Source organism: Pseudomonas marginalis (assembly GCF_008692035.1).
GTDB classification, from domain to species: domain Bacteria; phylum Pseudomonadota; class Gammaproteobacteria; order Pseudomonadales; family Pseudomonadaceae; genus Aquipseudomonas; species Aquipseudomonas marginalis.
Genome location: NZ_VTFG01000001.1, coordinates 3,334,708 through 3,353,997, shown reverse-complemented (window position 1 = coordinate 3,353,997; position 19,290 = coordinate 3,334,708). Strand labels below are relative to the sequence as shown.

Sequence of the window (19,290 nt, the reverse complement as noted above, 5' to 3'; positions counted from 1 at the left end):
AGGATGTGATGCGTCGCCGCGCGACTTTGTTGCAGCGCATGCACATTGATGGCCCGTTGCTGATCCTGCTGCTGACCCTGGCGGCCGGCAGCCTGTTCGTGCTGTATTCGGCCAGCGGCAAGAACTGGGACTTGCTGATCAAGCAGGCTTCGTCGTTTGGCCTGGGCCTGCTGTCCATGGTGGTGATCGCCCAGCTGGAGCCGCGTTTCATGGCGCGCTGGGTGCCGCTTGGCTATGTGGCCGGGGTGTTGCTGCTGGTGGTGGTGGACGTCATGGGCCACAACGCCATGGGCGCGACCCGCTGGATCAATATTCCGGGGGTGATTCGCTTCCAACCGTCGGAATTCATGAAGATCCTGATGCCGGCGACGATCGCCTGGTACCTGTCCAAGCGCACCTTGCCGCCGCAGCTCAAGCATGTGGGGATCAGCCTGATCCTGATCGGCATCCCCTTTGTGCTGATCGTGCGCCAGCCGGACCTCGGCACCTCGCTGCTGATCCTGGCCGGCGGTGCGTTCGTGCTGTTCATGGGCGGGCTGCGCTGGCGCTGGATCCTCAGCGTGCTGGCGGCGGCAGTGCCGGTGGCCGTGGCCATGTGGTTCTTCTTTATGCACGACTACCAGAAGCAGCGGATCCTGACGTTCCTCGATCCCGAAAGCGACCCGCTCGGCACCGGTTGGAACATTATCCAGTCGAAGGCGGCCATCGGTTCCGGCGGTGTATTTGGCAAGGGCTGGCTGCTCGGCACCCAGTCGCATTTGGACTTTCTGCCCGAGAGCCATACCGACTTCATCATTGCGGTGATGGGCGAAGAGTTCGGCCTGGTGGGCATCTGCGCACTGTTGCTGATCTATCTTCTGTTGATTGGGCGTGGCCTGGTGATTACCGCACAGGCGCAGACGCTGTTCGGCAAATTGCTCGCCGGCAGCCTGACCATGACTTTTTTTGTTTACGTTTTCGTCAACATCGGTATGGTCAGTGGCCTGCTGCCGGTGGTTGGGGTGCCGTTGCCGTTCATTAGCTACGGCGGAACTTCGCTGGTGACATTGCTGTCAGCGTTTGGGGTTTTGATGTCGATTCATACGCATCGCAAGTGGATCGCACAGGTTTGAATAAGGTGAAGATGTCAATGCAAGTAATGCGCGGCTGGGCGACTCGGCATGCGTCCTGGATGGGCCTGATCGGGCTGCTGGGGGCAACGCACGAGGCGCAGGCCGGTGACTACGATGGCTCACCCCAGGTCGCCGAATTCGTCGGTGAAATGACCCGCGACTACGGCTTCGCCGGTGAACAGCTGATGGGCGTGTTCCGCGAAGCCCAGCGCAAGCAGGCGATCCTCGACGCGATTTCTCGCCCCGCCGAGCGCGTGAAGCAGTGGAAGGAATACCGTCCGATGTTCCTCACCGACGCCCGGGTGGCCCGGGGGGTGGACTTCTGGCGCCAGCACGAGGCCGTGTTGGCCCGGGCCGAGCAGGAATACGGCGTGCCGGCCCAGGTCATCGTTGCGATCATTGGCATTGAAACCTTCTACGGGCGCAATACCGGCAGTTACCGGGTAATCGACGCTTTGTCGACCCTGGGCTTCGATTACCCGCCGCGCGCCGACTTCTTCCGCAAGGAACTGCGTGAGTTCCTGCTGTTGGCCCGTGAAGAGCAGGTCGACCCGCTGACCCTCAAGGGCTCCTACGCCGGGGCGATGGGCTTGCCGCAGTTCATGCCGAGCAGTTTTCGCGCCTACGCGGTGGATTTCGACGGCGACGGGCACATCAATATCTGGAGCAACCCGGACGATGCCATCGGCAGTGTGGCCAGCTACTTCAAGCGCCACGGCTGGGTCGGTGGCGAGCCGGTGGTGATCCGCGCCGATGTCAGCGGGGAGCGTGCCGATGAAGGCCTGACCCAGGGTATCGAGCCGGCCAAGACCGTCGGGGAGTTGCGGGCGCTGGGCTGGTCGAGTCAGAATGCGCCACGCGACGATATGCCGGTGACGGCATTCCGTCTCGAAGGTGAAAACGGCCCTGAATACTGGATGGGCCTGAAGAATTTTTACGCAATCACGCGTTATAACCGCAGTGTGATGTACGCCATGGCCGTGCATCAGCTGTCAGACATGCTGGTCCAAGCACGGGGCAACAAGTAATGCGGGCATCGCCGTTCAATCAACCGCTCAAGCTGGTGGCGTTCGCCGCGTTGTCCCTGCTCGTCGTCAGTTGTTCCACCAGCCGTGGCCCGGTACCGAAGTCCGGCGGCACTGCGGTGCGTTCCCAGCCAGGGCTGGACATCAACCGCGCGCACAAAGATGGCGCGCCGTGGTGGGATGTCGACGTGTCGAAGATCCCGGACGCCACGCCGACCCTGCACACCGGCCCGTACAAGGCCAACCCCTATACGGTGCTGGGCAAGTCCTACTTCCCGCTGCAGGACTCCAAGACCTACGTGCAATCGGGCACGGCGTCCTGGTATGGCACCAAGTTCCACGGCCAGAACACCGCCAACGGCGAAGTCTATGACCTGTACGGCATGAGCGCGGCCCACAAGACCCTGCCGCTGCCCAGCTATGTCCGCGTGACCAACCTGGACAACAACCGCACGGTGATCCTGCGGGTCAACGACCGTGGGCCGTTCTATTCGGATCGCATTATCGACTTGTCCTACGCCGCCGCAAAAAAACTCGGCTATGCCGAAACCGGTACCGCGCGGGTCAAGGTCGAAGGCATCGATCCGGCGCAGTACTGGGCCCAGCGTGGCAAGCCCGCGCCGTTGATGCTCAACGAGCCGCAGAGTGCGCAGCCGCAAGTGACGGCATCTACCGGCAAGATCGAACAATGGACACCGCCACCGCAGCAGCACGCACCGGATACCGTGGTCGTGCCCCATGCGGCACCGGGCGCCGCGGTCGCGGGCGGGCAATACCTGCAAGTAGGTGCTTTCGCCAACCCGGATGCGGCAGAACTGTTAAGGTCCAAGCTCAGCAGCATGGTCAGCGCGCCGGTATTCATCAGCTCCATCGTGCGTAACCAGCAAACGTTGCACCGTGTGCGCATGGGCCCGATCGGTTCGCCGAGCGAGGTTGCGCAAGTGCAGAACAGCGTGCGCCTGGCCAACCTGGGGCAACCCAGCGTGGTCACTGCCGAATAATAAATTGATGGTTGAGGCTCGCATGCGGGCCTGGACCCTGGTTGTTGGCTCGTTGAACAATAAAACCCAGGGGCAAGGGGTGAGCGGGCAACCGAACACGTGACAGTCTGGTAGCGGGCTGTCTGAATAAGTTTTGCCCGCGAGGGCAAGTTTCCATAAGCAATTTCGAGAGACGGATGAACATCACCACCTTAGCCAAACGCACGTGCCTGCTTCTTTCGCTGATCATCACCCCGGCCGCCTGGGCGGTTGAAATGGTACCGGCTTCACCGCAACTGGCCGCCAAGTCCTGGGTCCTCATGGATGCCGCCAGTGGCAACGTGCTGGTCGAGAGCAACGGTGACCAGCGCCTGCCACCGGCCAGCCTGACCAAGCTGATGACCGCCTACATCGCGACCCTGGAAATCCGTCGCGGCCAGATCGGCGAAAACGACCCGGTGACCGTCAGCGAAAACGCCTGGCGTACCGGCGGTTCGCGGATGTTCATCAAGGTCGGCTCGCAAGTCACTGTGAGCGACCTGCTGCACGGCATCATCATCCAGTCCGGTAACGACGCCAGCGTCGCCCTGGCCGAGCACATCGCCGGCAGCGAAGACGCATTCGCCGACATGATGAACAAAACCGTGGCCGACCTGGGCATGACCAACAGCCACTTCATGAACCCGACCGGCCTGCCAAACCCTGAGCACTACTCGTCGGCTCACGACATGGCGATCCTGGCGCGCGCGATCATTCGTGTCGACCCGGTGCACTACGCGATCTACTCCCAGAAGGAATTCTTCTGGAACAACATCAAGCAGCCTAACCGCAACCTGTTGCTGTGGCGCGACAAGACTGTCGATGGCCTGAAAACCGGTCACACCGACGAAGCCGGCTACTGCATGGTGTCGTCCGCGGTACGTGATGGCCAGCGCCTGATCGCGGTGGTCTTCGGCACCAACAGCGAGCAGGCCCGTGCGGCCGAGACGCAAAAATTGCTGACCTACGGTTTCCGCTTCTTCGAAACCCAGACCTTCTACCAGAAGGGTGCTGAACTGGCGACCGCGCCGGTATGGAAAGGCGCGACCTCACAGGTTAAGGCCGGCCTGGCTGAAGACCTGACCCTGACCATGCCTAAAGGCCAGCTGAAAAAGCTCGCTGCCAGCATGACCATGAACCCGCAATTGGTTGCGCCAATCGCCAAGGGCGACGTGATCGGTAAAGTCGAAGTCAAGCTGGACGACAAGGTGGTGCACAGCGCCGACCTGATCGCGCTGGACGCCGTCGACGAAGGTGGTATCTTCCGCCGCGTGTGGGATAGCATCCGTCTATTCTTCTACGGCTTGTTCAACTGATTGTGTGCACCTGCAAAGCCCCGCGTTGATCCGACGCGGGGCTTTGCCGTCGCCACGGCTTACCGCTTACGAGGCCGTTCTGCCATGACCGATAAAGAAGTAAAGGCGCCAAAGATCGAATTCCCGGTGACGGATTATCCCGTCAAGGTGATCAGCGATACCGGTGTAGGCAACAAAGACAGAATCCTGGATATCGTGCGTAAACACGCGAAGATCAATGACAACCGGGTGGACGAGCGTTCGAGCACCAACGGTAAGTACACCACGATCCAGTTGCACATCGTTGCGACCGGTCAAGACCAGCTCTACGACATCAATAGCGAACTGCGGGCCACCGGCTTCGTGCACATGGTGCTGTGATGTCACAGGTCCTGGGCTTTCGCGAGCTCGGCCGGATGGACTACGAGCCCGTCTGGCACGCCATGCAGCGGTTCACGAATGAACGCGGTACTTCGGCGCCCGACGAAATCTGGTTGGTGGAACATCCACCGGTGTTCACCCAGGGCCAGGCCGGCAAGGCCGAACATCTGCTGCTGCCGGGGGATATTCCGGTGGTGCAGGTCGACCGAGGTGGCCAAGTGACTTACCATGGGCCCGGTCAACTGGTGGCGTACCTGCTACTGGACGTGCGCAAGCTGGGTTTTGGCGTGCGCGACCTGGTGAGCCGCATGGAGGCTTGCCTGATCGAGCTGTTGGCCAGTTACGGCGTGAGCGCCGCGGCCAAGCCCGATGCACCCGGTGTGTATGTGGACGGCGCGAAAATCGCCTCCCTCGGTTTGCGCATTCGCCACGGTTGTTCCTTTCATGGCCTGGCCCTGAACGTGGACATGGACCTGGCACCGTTCCGGCGCATCAACCCGTGCGGTTATGCCGGGCTGGCGATGACCCAACTGAGCGACCACGCCACACCGATTAAATTTGCCGAGGTAAGTGCCCGGCTGCGTGCGCAGCTCGTCAAACACCTCGACTATGCTGAGCAGACGACCCTCACGGGCGGAATCGACTGATTATGACTACTGATGCAGTGCAAACCATGATCCCGACGCTGGACATCACCGAGCGTCCGGCCCCGGCCCCGCGTGCCAAGGTGGAAGCCGGCGTCAAGCTGCGCGGCGCCGAGAAGGTTGCACGCATCCCGGTCAAGATCATCCCGACCACCGAGTTGCCGAAGAAGCCCGACTGGATCCGCGTGCGCATCCCGGTTTCGCCGGAAGTCGACCGTATCAAGGCCCTGCTGCGCAAGCACAAGCTGCACAGCGTGTGCGAAGAAGCGTCCTGCCCGAACCTGGGCGAATGCTTCTCCGGCGGCACCGCCACCTTCATGATCATGGGTGACATCTGCACCCGTCGTTGCCCGTTCTGCGACGTCGGCCATGGCCGGCCGAAGCCACTGGACGTCAACGAACCGGAAAGCCTGGCCATCGCCATTGCCGACCTGAAACTCAAATACGTTGTGATCACCTCGGTTGACCGTGATGACCTGCGCGACGGGGGTGCCCAGCACTTTGCCGACTGCATCCGCGAAATCCGCAAGCTGTCGCCGAACGTGATGCTCGAGACCCTGGTGCCTGACTACCGTGGCCGCATGGACGTCGCGCTGGAAATCACCGCTGCCGAGCCGCCGGATGTGTTCAACCACAACCTGGAAACCGTGCCTCGCCTGTACAAGGCTGCGCGTCCAGGTTCGGACTACCAGTGGTCGCTGACCCTGCTGCAGAAATTCAAGCAGATGATGCCGCACATCCCGACCAAATCCGGCTTGATGCTCGGCCTGGGCGAGACCGATGAAGAAGTGATCGAAGTCATGAAGCGCATGCGCGAACACGACATCGACATGCTGACCCTGGGCCAATACCTGCAACCGTCGCGCAGCCACTTGCCGGTGCAGCGTTTCGTGCACCCGGACACCTTCGCCTGGTTCGCCGAGGAAGGCTACAAGATGGGCTTCAAGAACGTCGCCTCGGGCCCGCTGGTACGCTCTTCGTACCACGCCGACGAACAGGCCAAGCTGGTCAAGGCTAGCCTGGTTTCCTGATCGGGGTTCAGAGCCGGTGTGGGAGTGGGCTTATGTGGGAGGGGGCTTGCCCCCGATTGCGGTATGTCAGTCGCTACATGTGCTGGCTGATCCACCGCTATCGGGGGCAAGCCCCCTCCCACATTGGTTTCAGCGTTAGAGAGGGAGATTCTCAGATGACCGCCGCCGTTCCAGCCCTTCGCTCTGAAGGCACCATCGCCCTGATCGCCCCCGCCGGCCCCGCCGTGCTGGACGTTGAAAAGGCCGGCCAATGGATGCGCACGCGCGGCTACGATCTGCGAATTTTCCCCGGTGTCTATGAACGCGACGGCTACCTCGCCGGCAGCGATGCCGTGCGCCTGCGTGACCTGCACGCGGCTTTTGCCGATCCGCACATCGACGCTATCTTCTGTCTGCGCGGTGGTTACGGCACGCCACGGCTGCTCGACGCGCTGGATTTCGACCTGCTGCGCGCCAATCCCAAGCCGTTCGTCGGCTATAGCGACATCACCGCCCTGCATCTGGCAATCAACCGTTACGCCGGTTTCGTGACCTTCCACGGCCCGATGCTCAATGCCGACCTGCTCGGCGGCAAGCAACAACCTACCGAGTCTTCATTGTTCAGCCTTCTGCGCGGCCAGTTGGGCGCCGGCAGCGTGCTTGCGCACCCGGTGGCGTACCCGCTGACCACGATCGAGCCTGGCATTGCCCGTGGGCGCTTGCTGGGGGGTAACCTGTCGATGATTGCGGCGGTCATGGGCACGCCTTACGAAATCGACGCTGAAGGCATCATCCTGTTTATCGAAGACGTTAACGAACCGATCTACCGCATCGACCGCCTGTTGATCCATCTGCGTCTGGCAGGCAAGTTGGCCCAGGTCGCGGGTGTACTGGTCGGGGATGTGGCGGGTGTGGATAACGTGGCGCTGGAGCGCTTGCTGACGCAGACGTTCGAGCCATTGCGCATACCGGTGCTGGCCGGCTGGCGCAGCGGGCATTGCGATCCGAACCTGACGCTGCCCATGGGCGCCTTGGTACGGCTGGATGCGGGGGAGCAGCGGGTAGTGTTGGAGCAGGAAGTGGTCTTCAGGTCCTGAATCTGCTGGCGTTTGCTACACCGCAATCGGGGGCTTGCCCCCGATTGCGGCAGTCGCCATAGGCGGATCTATCGGTTTTGCAGCGACTCCAGCAACTTCACCGTCGGATACCCATCCGCCGGCCAGCCCAGCGCCTGCTGTGCGGCCCGAATCGCCTTGCGCGTATTGGCGCCGATAATCCCATCCGGGTTGCCCGCGTCATAACCGTTGGCGCTCAACGCCGTCTGCAGATCAATGCGCTGGGAGCGACTCAGCGGCAGCTCATCCTTGGGCCAGTCACCACGGATCACACCGCCGCCGCCAAAGCGCTCCGACAACAGGCCCACCGCCAGTGCGTAGGACGACGAGTTGTTGTACTTGAGGATCGCGCGGAAGTTATCCAGCACCAGGAACGCCGGGCCACGGTAGCCTGCCGGCAGCAGCAGGGCGGCGGACAGTTGGTCGACGTTCGGCGGCATGCTCGCGCCCGGTGGCAGTTGAATGCCCAGTTTCATCCACTCGGCAATGCTCTTGCGCACGCCGCCGTCAGCCAGGGCGTAGTCGAAGTTCGCCGGCAATTGCTTGACTTCAAAGCCCCACGGCTGGCCTTTCTGCCAGCCGGAGCTTTGCAGGTAGTGCGCGGTCGATGCGAGGGCGTCGGCCGGGCTGTTCCAGATGTCGCGGCGACCGTCGCCATCGAAGTCCACCGCGTGGGTGTTGTAAGTGGTCGGAATGAACTGGGTCTGGCCCATGGCCCCGGCCCAGGAGCCCTTCATCTGGTCGGCGGCGATGTCGCCGTGCTGGATGATCTGCAATGCCGCCAGTAATTGCGCCTGGGCAAAGGCCGGGCGGCGGCCTTCATAGGCCAGGGTCGCCAGGGAGCGGATCACCGAATTATTGCCCTGGAACTGGCCGAAGTTACTCTCCATGCCCCATACCGAGACCAGCGCCTGGCGGTCGACGCCATAACGCTGCTCGATGCTTTGCAGGATGTCAGCGTACTTGATCAGCAGCGCCTGGCCATTGCGTACGCGCACAGGCGACAGGGCGCCGTCGAGGTATTCCCACACAGGGCGGGAAAACTCCGGCTGGCTGCGGTCGGCGCGGATCACCGCCATATCGGGGGTGACATTGGCGAATGCGGTGTCGAAAACGTCGGCCGTGATGCCGGCTTGCAGGGCTTGCACGCGAAAACCGGCCTGCCATTCAGCAAAGGTCTGGGTCGGTTGGATGTCGAGATTGTCCACGGCCAGCGGGGCCACGACGGCAGGGGCCACTACGGGGGCGGTCTGGAGCTTCGGCAAGGGTTGGGCATCGGCGGCGGTGGGTTTTTCCGCGCAGGCGACAAGCAGAATGAGGCTGGAGGCAGCGATCAATTGGCGAAGGTGCCAACGACGGGAAAGACAAGAGGGCATGCACAGGTCCAGGAATTACAAATCAGGCACAGACCTTATCATGCCAGAGGGGCGCTTGCCTTCAGGCAGCCAGAAAGTAAGAAGCCTCCCAGCTATTAGACTGGAAGGCTTCGCGGCGGTAGCTGCCTTTGCCCTTGCCGGCGCGTTCCTGACGGCTGCGGAACAGTGGCTGGGCGATGATGGATTTGGCCTTGTTGGGGCCATGCTTGGATGGCTTTTTGCTCATGGTCGATGCTCTTGATGGGGGGGGAGATGCGGCGCAAATAATCTGCCGAAGTCAGGCCGCTGTAAAGCCCATGAATTGTAAACGCAGTCAAAAATGTGGGAGGGGGCTTGCTCCCGATAGCTGTGGCTCAGTCAACAATGCAGTGGCTGACACGCCGCTATCGGGGGCCCCCTCCCACATTGGTTTTGCAGTGTTTTTAAGAGAGGGGTTATTCGGCGGGAAGTGCCAGGCGTTGTCCGGCCATCAACAGCGATAAACGGCTCAAGCTCATCCACGGCGAACCCGCCGCCTGGCCCTTGATCTGTGCATCAATGCGCTGCGCTTCCAGCAACAGCTGCGCCCAGCGTTGCGCCGAGTGCCGTTGCAGGGCTTTGCTCATCAGGGGTTTGCGCTTGTCCCACACCGGTGGTCGCGCCTGGCTGAAGCACTTGTCCAGCGGCGTGCCCTGGCTGTATTGCAGGGCAATATTGGCCAATACCCGTAGCTCCCGGGCCAGGGCCCAGAGAATCACCGGTGGCTCCACACCTTCGCCACGCAGGCCTTCGAGCATGCGCAGGGCATGGGCGGGCTCGCCGTTGAGGATCGCATCCACCAGCCCGAACACGTCAAAACGTGCACTGTCTGCCACGGCGCCCTGGACGGTCTCGACGGTAATCTGCCCGTCTTCGGCCATCAGCTTGAGCTTTTCGATCTCCTGGGCGGCGGCAAGCAAGTTGCCTTCGACCCGCGCGGCGATCAGCTCCACTGCATCCTGGGTCGCGGACAGCCCCGCCTGGGACAGGCGCTGGCGAATCCATTGCGGCAACTGATTGCTGTCCACTGGCCAGATCTGGATGAACTGGGTCTGCGCCCCTTCCACCAGGGCCTTGCCCCACTTGGTCTTCTGCGCGCTGCCGTCGAGCTTGGGCAAGCTGATCAGCAACACCGTGTCTTCGGCGGGCCGCGAGCAGTATTCCATCAGTGCAGCCGCGCCTTTATCACCGGGCTTGCCCGAAGGCAGGCGCAGCTCCAGCAGGCGTTTTTCGGCGAACAGCGACATGCTTGCGCCGGCTTGCAGCAGCGTGCCCCAGTCGAAACTGGCGTCGGCGCTGAATACCTGGCGTTCATCGAAGCCCTGCTGGCGTGCGGCGCTACGGATGGCGTCGGCGGCTTCCTGGCACAACAGCGGGTCATCACCGCTGACGATGTAGACAGGCGCGAGGCCACCTTGCAGGTGTTTGGCGAGTTGGGCGGGGGCGAGTTTCATAGGCAGGGTGAACGGGGCGCCTGGGGCGCCCCGTCTGGCTTACTCGACAGGGACTTCAACAGGCGATTGTTTCGGCGTGTTGTCTTCGTACTCTTTCGCGGCTTTCAGCGCGTCGGCATCGGCCTTGGCCTTGTCATCAGCACGTTGCTGCAAGGTTTCGAGTTGTTGCGGAGTCAGCAGCGACAGGCGCAGGACCATGCGTTGCACCAGCTCGCGACGCATCTCCTTGCGCACCTGGATGATTTCGGAGTCCGAACCCACCAGGTTGTTACCATCGTGGCTGACAATCTTCTGCACCTGGATGTTGTCATTCATCAACGGCAGGTGATCGCGGCCCTGGATTTCAAAGCTGAGCACGGTGCTCAGTTCGATATCGGACGCACGTCCGGCGCTGGCGTAGCTCAGGTTGCGCTGGGTTTCTTTCTCGTTAGCCAGGAACAGTTTGTAGGTCGCGCCGGTGTAGACGTGCACGCCGCTGTTTTCCAGGACCTGGCGCAGCTGGGTCACTGTCTCGCTGTAGGCGTCGCGAGCGCTGACGTCCAGTTCCTTGATCGTCAGGTCATTGGTGCCGGTGCCGCGCAGCTGGAAGCCGCAAGCGCTCAGCAGTACGGCAAGGCCCATAACCAGCAGATTGCGTTTGATCATTTTGTTGCTCCCCTTGAAACCATGTGGGCCTTATCGAGGCCCTGAAGGCTTTGTTCGGCGCAGGGCTTGAGCCCCACGCCCGATCCGATTAGCTAGCGACGATATTGACCAGTTTGCCAGGCACCACGATCACTTTGCGGATCGTCAGGCCTTCGGTAAAGCGCAGCACGTTCTCGTTGACCCGTGCGGCCGCTTCGACTTCTTCACGGCTGGCACTGGCCGGCATGTCGATCTGGCCGCGCAGTTTACCGTTGACCTGGATCACCAGTTGCAGCGTGTCCTGTACCAGGGCGCTGTCATCCTGTACCGGCCAGCGCGCATCGATGACCGCGTCGCTATGGCCCAGGCGGCTCCACAGTTCGTGGCTGATGTGCGGTGTGATCGGCGCCAGCAGCAGGGTGACCGTTTCCAGGCCTTCCTGTACCAGTGCGCGATCCTGCGCGGTGGCTTGCGGGGCTTTTTCCAGCACGTTCATCAGCGTCATCACTTGGGCGATGGCGGTGTTGAACTTGTGGTTCTGGCCCACGTCCTGACTGGCCTGCTTGATGGCCAGGTGGGTGCTGCGGCGAATGAGTTTCTGCTCGTCGCTCAAGGACGCTACGTCCAGCTTGGCCGGCAGGCCCTGGCTGACATGGGCGTGCGCCAGGCGCCAGACGCGCTTGAGGAAACGGTGCGAACCTTCGACGCCGGAATCGGACCATTCGGCGCTCATGTCAGGCGGCGAGGCGAACATCATGAACAGGCGGCAGGTGTCGGCGCCGAACTGGTCGATCATCGACTGAGGGTCGACGCCGTTGTTCTTCGACTTGGCCATCTTCTCGGTGCCGCCGATTTCCACCGGCAGGCCGTCGGCGATCAGTCTGGCGCTGATGACCTTGGCCTTGCTGTCGCGCTCGAGCTCGACGTCCGCCGGGTTGAACCAGGTGTAGGCGCCATTGGCTTCGCGACGATAGTAGGTCTCGGCGATCACCATGCCCTGGGTCAGCAGGTTCTTGAACGGTTCGTTGGAACTCACCAGGCCTTCGTCGCGCATCAGCTTGTGGAAGAAGCGCGCGTACAGCAGGTGAAGGATGGCGTGTTCGATACCGCCGATGTATTGATCCACCGGCAACCAGTGGTCGGCTGCGGATTTTTCCACCAGGCCGCCTTCATAGTGCGGCGAGGCGTAGCGGGCGTAGTACCACGAGGACTCGACGAAGGTGTCCATGGTGTCGGTTTCACGCCTGGCCGGCGCGCCGCATTTCGGGCAGCTGCATTCGTAGAACTCGGGCATGCGCGCCAATGGCGAACCGGCGCCGTCCGGCACCACGTCTTCCGGCAGGACGACCGGCAACTGGTCTTCCGGCACCGGTACGTCACCGCAGGTCTGGCAGTGGATGATCGGGATCGGGCAGCCCCAGTAGCGCTGGCGGCTGATGCCCCAGTCGCGCAGGCGGAACTGGGTGCGCGAGGCGCCGAGGTTCTTCTTGATCAGTGCCACTTCGATGGCGTCGAAGGCGCCGGCGAAGTCCAGGCCGTCGAACTCACCGGAGTTGATCAGCGTACCGTGCTCGCCATAGGCGTCTTGCCACGGGGCCGGGTTGGTGTCGCCGGAACTGGTGCGCACCACTGACTTGATCGGCAGGTTGTATTTGGTGGCGAATTCAAAATCGCGCTCGTCGTGGGCCGGCACAGCCATTACTGCGCCATCGCCGTAGTGCATCAGCACGTAGTTGGCGACCCATACCGGCAACTTCTCGCCGGTCAGCGGGTGCTCGACGAACAGGCCGGTCGGCAGGCCTTTTTTCTCCTGGGTGGCGACGTCGGCTTCGGCCACGCTGCCGCCTTTGCATTCGGCGATGAACGCCTGCAGCTCAGGATTGTTCTGTGCGGCCTGGGTAGCCAGCGGATGCTCGGCGGCCACGGCGACGTAGGTCGCGCCCATCAAGGTGTCCGGACGGGTGGTGAAGACTTTGAGTGCGCCAGCTTCGCCGATGGAGTCGACGTTGTAGGGGAACTGCACTTCCATGCCCTTGGACTTGCCGATCCAGTTGCGCTGCATGGTCTTGACCTGTTCAGGCCAGCCCGGCAAATCGTCGAGGCTCGACAACAGTTCATCCGCGTAGGCGGTGATCTTGAAGTAGTACATCGGGATTTCGCGCTTTTCGATCAGCGCGCCGGACCGCCAGCCGCGACCGTCGATCACCTGTTCGTTGGCCAGGACGGTCTGGTCGACAGGGTCCCAGTTCACGGTGCCGCTTTTTTTGTAGATCACCCCTTTTTCGAACAGGCGGGTGAACAGCCACTGTTCCCAACGGTAGTAATCCGGCTTGCAGGTGGTGACTTCGCGGGACCAGTCCACCGCCAGGCCCAGGCTGCGCAGCTGGGTCTTCATGTAGGCGATGTTTTCGTAGGTCCACTTGGCGGGGGCCACGTTGTTTTTCATCGCGGCGTTTTCCGCCGGCATGCCGAAGGCGTCCCAACCCATGGGTTGCAGGACGTTCTTGCCCTGCATGCGCTGGTAGCGGGAGATGACGTCGCCGATGGTGTAGTTGCGCACATGCCCCATGTGTAGCTTGCCGCTGGGGTAAGGGAACATCGACAGGCAGTAGAACGTCTCCTTGCCTGGCTGTTCACTGACTTCAAAGGACTTTTGCTCGTCCCAGAAGGTTTGGGCGGCATTTTCTATTTCACGGGGCTGATATTGTTCGTGCATGGCTACTTTTGAACTGAATAGGGGTGGCCTAATCCTCTTCGGTGCAACGTTCAGGTTGTTCGACACCAAAAAGCGGCGCGTCCGTGCCCAAACCCTGCGGGAAGTGGAGTTACAGGAAGCGCCGTAGCATACATGACCCCACTCTATCGAGGGAAACCCTGATTGCGCGGCAAGGGCCGTCTGTCGCGGCGCCGGGCAGGCGCACCCACGGGGACTACGCTGTTTATTGGGGAGCAGTTCTTTCTTCAATGAGGTGAGGGGATGGTTGAATCGCAGCGAATCGCAACGAAACCGGAAATCTACGAAGGACTGATCGACCGATTGGGTCGTGCATTGGATGCAGCGAGGACCGCGGGCCGATTGCGTGATGAACGGCCCGTCGAGTTGGAACTGCGCGGCTTGAGCCGTGCGGAGCTGGAACTGATCAAAGCTTACCTGGAACGTAATAGGCGCAGTGCGCCTCCTTGGGTGGCAACCCCGCCAGCCAGAGAACCTACGCACTCAGCCAAGGTGGTGTGGCTCAAGGACTTGTCGGCCGGTCGTGGCCCGGAAAGGCTCCGGTCCGCCCGCTTCAAGTAGTTCACTCCCCAGGAACACATCATCGTGCCATGTCACTGTAAAGATTGTCGCTAAACCCCGTTACACCTTAGGCTTCGGGCATCTATGGAGATGCCCGATGCCTATTCGTTATTTCATCAAACAACTGCTCCTGCCACCCGGCATTCTCTTGCTGCTGCTGGCCCTTGCCTGGTGGTTTCGTCGCAGCCGCCCCCGTTTGGCCGGCTGCTGCTTTGCCCTCGGGTTTGGCGGCATGTGGTTGATCAGCCTGCCGGTGGCGGTGGAGTGGGGCGCACGTGCCCTGGAGACCGAACCACCGTTGGCCCGTGAAGACTGGTCGACCCTGGCCCAGCGCGCCGATGCCATTGTGGTGCTGGGCTCGGGACGCGAGCGCGGCGACCCCGCCTGGGGTTCTGATCAGCCGACCGGTATCGGCCTGGAGCGCCAGCGGTATGCCGCGCGACTGGCCAAGGCCTCCGGGCTGCCGGTGCTGACCACCGGTGGCCTGCATTACGGCACGCCGCCCAGCGAGGCGCAGTTGATGGCGGTGTCGATGCAGGATGACTTCGGCGTTGCTGTGCGCTGGAAGGAAGAACGCAGCCGCACCACCTGGGAAAACGCGCAGATGAGTGCCGGGATTCTATTGCCCGAGGGCATCAAGCGTGTGGTGGTGGTGACCCAGGCCTGGCACATGCCGCGGTCGGTGTGGAGTTTTGAAAAGGCCGGCTTCACCGTGGTGCCGGCGCCGGTGGGGTTCCTTGGCGTGGACAACGCTCGGCCGCTGGGCGGTTGGATGCCGGAGTTCAAGTCGGTGTGGCAGAGCGGGCAGTTGATCAATGAAGCGGTGGGGCAGCTAGGCTACCGGTTGTTCTATCGATAACCCTGCTGATTAAAATGCAGATCAAAGTGTGGGAGGGGGCCAGCCCCCTCCCACATTTTGTTTCGCGTTGGCTGTTAAACGGTTTTGGCCATCCGGCCTGCCAGCAACGCCCAACCAAACAGCGCCAGGCACACGATGATCAGCGGCCACGAGCGCCATTGCAGGTACGGCGTCAGGTTGTGCATCGGCACCACTTCGCCGTAGAGAATGCCGCGTTCGAACTGCGGGATCTGCACGGTGATCTGCCCAAACGGGTTGATCAACCCGGTCACGCCATTATTGGTGGCGCGGATCATCCAGCGGCCAGCCTCCAGCGCACGCATCTGCGCCATTTGCAGGTGCTGCAAGGGGCCGATGGAGCGGCCGAACCAGGTGTCATTGCTGATGGTCAGCAGCAGGTCGCTCTGGGCTGAAAGGCCGGCGGCGAACTCCGGGTATACCACTTCGTAGCAAATGAACGGCGCAATCTGATAGCCCTTGGCTTGCAGCATCGGCTGGTCGGCAGGGCCCCGGGCGAAGTCCGACATGGGCAGGTCGAAGAAGGCAATCAGGCCGCGCAGCATGTCCTGCAGCGGCACGTACTCGCCAAACGGCACCAGTTTCTGCTTGAGGTAGGTGCCGTCACCTTCACCCACCACGGTGATGCCGTTGAAGTAGCGCTTCTGGTGATGCACTTCCTGGCGTATCGGCACGCCAGTGATCAACGCGGTGTGCCGGTCGGCCGCAAACTTGCCCATCATTCCCAGGTAGCCCTCGACGGACTCCTTGAGCACCGGCACCGCCGTTTCCGGCCACACTAGCAGGTCGACCGGCTTGGAGCTGAAGCTCATGTCGCGGTACAGCGCGAGCTGCGCATTGAGCTGCTCGGGGTCCCACTTCATGCTTTGTTCGACGTTACCCTGAATCGCGGCAACGCTCAGCGGCGCGCCGGACGGCGTGGTCCAGGCATGATGCTTGAGCGCCAGGCCGATGGCCCAGGGCGCTACCAGCAACACCAGGCCGGCGCCGATAAACCCATTGCGTTTGCCGGCCAGCAGGCGCGGCAGGTTGCACAGCAGGGCCGCCGTCAGCGCCAGGGCAAAGGAAATCAGCCACATCCCGCCCACTGGCGCCAGGCCGGTTAGCGGGCCGTCGAGCTGGCTGTAACCGGAATACAACCATGGGAATCCGGTGAGGAACCAGCCGCGAAAGGCTTCCTGGCCGACCCACAACGCGGCAAACGTGAGCGCATCCGCCAACGGCGCTTCATTGCGACGCAACCAGCGCGCCCACAGCCAGGCGGGCAGGGCGAAGAACCAGGCAATGGCGGCGGTGAACAGCAGCATCAGGAACCCCGCCAGCAGCACCGAAGCGCCGCCGAAGTGGTGGATGCTGTAGTAGATCCAGCTGGTGCCGGCGCCAAACAGGCCGAACCCGAAGCACCAGCCACGGCCCAGGGCCTGGCGCGGCGTCAGCTCCCGCAGCCCGACATAGAACAATCCGACCGCAACCAGTGCAAATGGCCACAGGTCGAACGGCGCCAGCGCCAGGGTGGTGATGGCGCCGGCCACCACGGCCAGCAGGTTACCGGGCCAGCCGGGGCGGGTCAGACGGCGCATATCAATCCTTAGCGGGCAATAGGTGTCAGGCGGATCAAGTGGATGCGGCGGCTGTCGGCATTCAGGATGCGGAAGCGATAGGCGCCGATCTCGGTGGTTTCGTTACGCTTGGGCAGGTGCCCGAACGCACTCATCACCAGGCCACCGACGGTGTCGAACTCGTCGTCGGAGAATTCGCTGTCGAAGAACTCGTTGAAGTTCTCGATCGGCGTCAGCGCCTTGACCAGGAAGTCACCGCTGGGCAGCGGCTTGATATAGCTGTCTTCTTCGACGTCGTGTTCGTCTTCGATGTCGCCGACGATCTGTTCCAGCACGTCTTCGATGGTCACCAGGCCCGCCACGCCGCCGTATTCGTCGATCACAATGGCCATGTGATTGTGGTTGGCGCGAAATTCGCGCAGCAGCACATTCAGGCGCTTGGATTCAGGCACGAAGGTGGCCGGACGCAGCAGGTCCTTGATGTTGAAGCTGTCACCGTTCTCCTTGAGGATCAGCGGCAGCAGGTCCTTGGCCAGCAGGACACCCATGACGTCGTCATGGCTTTCGCCGATCACCGGGTAGCGCGAGTGCGCCGAGTCGATCACGGCCGGGAGGAATTCCCGTGGGGTCTGGGTCGCCTTGATGCTGATCATCTGCGAGCGCGGGACCATGATGTCCCGAACCTGCAGGTCAGCCACCTGGATGGCGCCTTCGACGATGGCCAGCGCTTCGCTGTCCAGCAACTTGTTCTGGTGGGCCTCGCGCAGCAGCTCCAGCAGCTCCTGGCGGTTTTTCGGCTCGTGGGCAAAAGCCTGGGTCAGTTTACCCAGCCATGACTTTTGCCCGTTGCTCGATCGGTCTTCGCTCATAGCGATTACTCTAAATCCTTTGATGTGACAGTTGAGTGTTGATCAGTTTTCGTCGTCTGCATATGGATCCGGGTGACCCAATTCTGCAAGCAACGTTCGTTCCAGTGCTTCCATTTCCTCGGCTTCTTCATCGTCTATATGGTCGTAACCCAAGAGATGCAAGCAGCCGTGGATGACTAGATGGGCCCAGTGAGCCTCAAGTTCCTTGCCTTGTTCCTTCGCTTCACGCTCGACCACCTCGACGCAGATCACCAGGTCGCCCAGCAGGGGGATATCCAGCAACTCATCGGGTACGTCGGCGGGAAACGACAGCACGTTGGTCGCGTAGTCCTTCTGGCGCCAGGTGTGGTTCAGCTCGCGGCCCTCGGGCTCGTCCACCAGGCGGATGGTCAGTTCCGAGTCGGCGCTGCGCTGGCGCAGGGCCAGGGCGCACCATTGACGGAACTGTTCTTCGCTGGGGGCGGGCGCTTCGGTGGCCAGCTGCAGGTCAAGCTCAAGCATCGCGGCGAACGTCCTTGGCCGGTGCGTCATCGCGGTGGTCGAAGCGCTCGTAGGCTTCGACAATGCGCTGCACCAGCGGATGGCGGACCACGTCCTTGGGCATGAAGTGCGTGAAGCTGATACCCGGCACGTCCTTGAGCACCTCGATCACCTGGGCCAGGCCGGACTTGGTGCCCTTGGGCAGGTCGACCTGGGTGACGTCACCGGTGATCACGGCGGTGGAGCCGAAACCGATCCGGGTGAGGAACATCTTCATCTGCTCGACGGTGGTGTTCTGGCTTTCGTCGAGGATGATGAAGCTGTTGTTCAAGGTGCGGCCGCGCATGTAGGCCAGCGGGGCGATCTCGATCACCTGGCGCTCGATCAGCTTGGCCACGTATTCAAAGCCGAGCATCTCGTACAGCGCGTCGTAGAGCGGGCGCAGGTACGGGTCGATCTTCTGGGCCAGGTCGCCGGGCAGGAAGCCGAGTTTTTCACCGGCCTCGACCGCTGGGCGCACCAGCAGGATACGGCGTACTTGCTCACGCTCCAGGGCGTCGACCGCACAGGCCACGGCCAGGTAGGTCTTGCCGGTACCGGCGGGGCCGATGCCGAAGTTGATGTCGTTGCCGAGGATTTCCTTGACGTAGCGCTGCTGATTCAAGCCGCGCGGGCGAATCATGCCTTTTTTGGTGCGCAGGGCCACGCTGGCTTCGGCCACCGGGTTGTTGGCCAGGTCTTCCACGGCGGATTCCTGCAGGTACAGGTGCACCGTTTCCGGCGACAGCTCGCTACCCTTGGTTTCACGGTAGAGGCGGCGCAGCAGGTTTTCTGCAGACGTGGTGTGTTGGGGTTCACCAATAAGCTCGAACTGATTGCCGCGATTGCGGATCTCGATGCTCAGGCGTTGCTCGATCAGGCGCAGGTGCTCGTCGAACTGTCCGCACAGGTTGGCGAAACGGCGAGCCTCAAAGGGCTCGAGGAGAAAACGATGGGGTTCTGCTATGGGTGCGTTCAAGGTTGCTTTTAGCCGCCCTTTGGCTGTTTAGGTGAAAGAGAGGATAACGCCAGTGACGCGGGTACGAAAGCACTTACGTCATTGGAATGTTGCACGGTTCCAATGTGGGAGGGGGCTTG

19 protein-coding genes are annotated in these 19,290 nt (G+C 62.0%); 10 read left to right on the top strand and 9 right to left on the bottom strand.

Annotated features, from left to right (window positions below):
• The first annotated feature begins 8 nt into the window (after positions 1–8).
• The 8 genes from rodA (at position 9) to FX984_RS15600 (ending at position 7,583) form a co-directional block, all read left to right on the top strand.
• On the top strand, positions 9–1,112 hold the full coding sequence (gene rodA, locus FX984_RS15635) for a rod shape-determining protein RodA (RefSeq protein ID WP_051429342.1): 1,104 nt from the start codon (positions 9–11) through the stop codon (positions 1,110–1,112).
• 17 nt (positions 1,113–1,129) lie between these two features.
• Entirely contained in the window at positions 1,130–2,140 is a 1,011-nt protein-coding gene (mltB, locus tag FX984_RS15630; protein WP_027605237.1) for a lytic murein transglycosylase B, read from the top strand.
• Positions 2,140–3,138, top strand: coding sequence for a septal ring lytic transglycosylase RlpA family protein (locus FX984_RS15625; protein ID WP_027605238.1), 999 nt, complete (start codon positions 2,140–2,142; stop codon positions 3,136–3,138). The genes mltB and FX984_RS15625 overlap by 1 nt, the downstream gene beginning before the upstream one ends.
• Positions 3,139–3,314: 176 nt before the next feature.
• Positions 3,315–4,472: a D-alanyl-D-alanine carboxypeptidase family protein gene (locus FX984_RS15620; RefSeq protein WP_027605239.1), complete on the top strand. Its 1,158-nt coding sequence runs from the start codon at positions 3,315–3,317 to the stop codon at positions 4,470–4,472.
• Positions 4,473–4,556: 84 nt separating this feature from the next.
• Positions 4,557–4,832: a DUF493 domain-containing protein gene (locus FX984_RS15615; protein ID WP_098480875.1), complete on the top strand. Its 276-nt coding sequence runs from the start codon at positions 4,557–4,559 to the stop codon at positions 4,830–4,832.
• Positions 4,832–5,479 (top strand): lipoyl(octanoyl) transferase LipB, encoded by a 648-nt coding sequence (lipB, locus tag FX984_RS15610; protein WP_027605241.1) that lies wholly within the window; start codon positions 4,832–4,834, stop codon positions 5,477–5,479. Before FX984_RS15615 ends, lipB begins: the two co-directional genes overlap by 1 nt.
• Positions 5,480–5,505: 26 nt before the next feature.
• Entirely contained in the window at positions 5,506–6,507 is a 1,002-nt protein-coding gene (lipA, locus tag FX984_RS15605; protein ID WP_057444888.1) for a lipoyl synthase, read from the top strand.
• A gap of 155 nt (positions 6,508–6,662) precedes the next feature.
• Positions 6,663–7,583 carry a S66 peptidase family protein gene (locus FX984_RS15600; protein ID WP_146477753.1) on the top strand — a complete coding sequence of 307 codons (921 nt, stop codon included), beginning with the start codon at positions 6,663–6,665 and terminating at the stop codon, positions 7,581–7,583.
• A gap of 68 nt (positions 7,584–7,651) precedes the next feature.
• Here the strand turns inward: FX984_RS15600 and FX984_RS15595 are convergent, their stop codons facing one another.
• The 5 genes from FX984_RS15595 to leuS form a co-directional block, all read right to left on the bottom strand.
• Entirely contained in the window at positions 7,652–8,977 is a 1,326-nt protein-coding gene (locus FX984_RS15595) for a lytic murein transglycosylase (protein ID WP_146477755.1), read from the bottom strand.
• A 61-nt stretch (positions 8,978–9,038) separates the two neighbouring features.
• The gene (gene arfA, locus FX984_RS15590) at positions 9,039–9,203 is read right to left on the bottom strand and encodes an alternative ribosome rescue factor ArfA (RefSeq protein ID WP_003176285.1); all 165 of its coding nucleotides are present in this window, start codon (positions 9,201–9,203) and stop codon (positions 9,039–9,041) included.
• A 208-nt stretch (positions 9,204–9,411) separates the two neighbouring features.
• Complete coding sequence (holA, locus tag FX984_RS15585; RefSeq protein WP_027605244.1) at positions 9,412–10,449, bottom strand: DNA polymerase III subunit delta; 1,038 nt, start codon at positions 10,447–10,449, stop codon at positions 9,412–9,414.
• A gap of 39 nt (positions 10,450–10,488) precedes the next feature.
• Positions 10,489–11,094 (bottom strand): LPS-assembly lipoprotein LptE, encoded by a 606-nt coding sequence (locus FX984_RS15580; RefSeq protein WP_027605245.1) that lies wholly within the window; start codon positions 11,092–11,094, stop codon positions 10,489–10,491.
• 88 nt (positions 11,095–11,182) lie between these two features.
• Positions 11,183–13,789 carry a leucine--tRNA ligase gene (leuS, locus tag FX984_RS15575; RefSeq protein ID WP_146477757.1) on the bottom strand — a complete coding sequence of 869 codons (2,607 nt, stop codon included), beginning with the start codon at positions 13,787–13,789 and terminating at the stop codon, positions 11,183–11,185.
• A 261-nt stretch (positions 13,790–14,050) separates the two neighbouring features.
• Between leuS and FX984_RS32750 the strand changes: the two genes are divergently transcribed.
• The gene (locus FX984_RS32750; protein WP_027605247.1) at positions 14,051–14,368 is read left to right on the top strand and encodes a hypothetical protein; all 318 of its coding nucleotides are present in this window, start codon (positions 14,051–14,053) and stop codon (positions 14,366–14,368) included.
• 97 nt (positions 14,369–14,465) lie between these two features.
• Entirely contained in the window at positions 14,466–15,227 is a 762-nt protein-coding gene (locus FX984_RS15565; protein ID WP_027605248.1) for a YdcF family protein, read from the top strand.
• 74 nt (positions 15,228–15,301) lie between these two features.
• Here FX984_RS15565 and lnt read toward each other — a convergent pair whose 3' ends face one another.
• The 4 genes from lnt to FX984_RS15545 are packed head-to-tail and all read right to left on the bottom strand — an operon-like array spanning position 15,302 to position 19,171.
• Entirely contained in the window at positions 15,302–16,825 is a 1,524-nt protein-coding gene (gene lnt / locus FX984_RS15560) for an apolipoprotein N-acyltransferase (RefSeq protein WP_027605249.1), read from the bottom strand.
• A gap of 8 nt (positions 16,826–16,833) precedes the next feature.
• Positions 16,834–17,673, bottom strand: coding sequence for a CorC family transporter (locus FX984_RS15555; RefSeq protein WP_005791724.1), 840 nt, complete (start codon positions 17,671–17,673; stop codon positions 16,834–16,836).
• 42 nt (positions 17,674–17,715) lie between these two features.
• The gene (gene ybeY, locus FX984_RS15550; protein ID WP_027605250.1) at positions 17,716–18,174 is read right to left on the bottom strand and encodes an rRNA maturation RNase YbeY; all 459 of its coding nucleotides are present in this window, start codon (positions 18,172–18,174) and stop codon (positions 17,716–17,718) included.
• Entirely contained in the window at positions 18,167–19,171 is a 1,005-nt protein-coding gene (locus tag FX984_RS15545; protein ID WP_053138073.1) for a PhoH family protein, read from the bottom strand. The genes ybeY and FX984_RS15545 overlap by 8 nt, the downstream gene beginning before the upstream one ends.
• Positions 19,172–19,290: the final 119 nt, after the last annotated feature.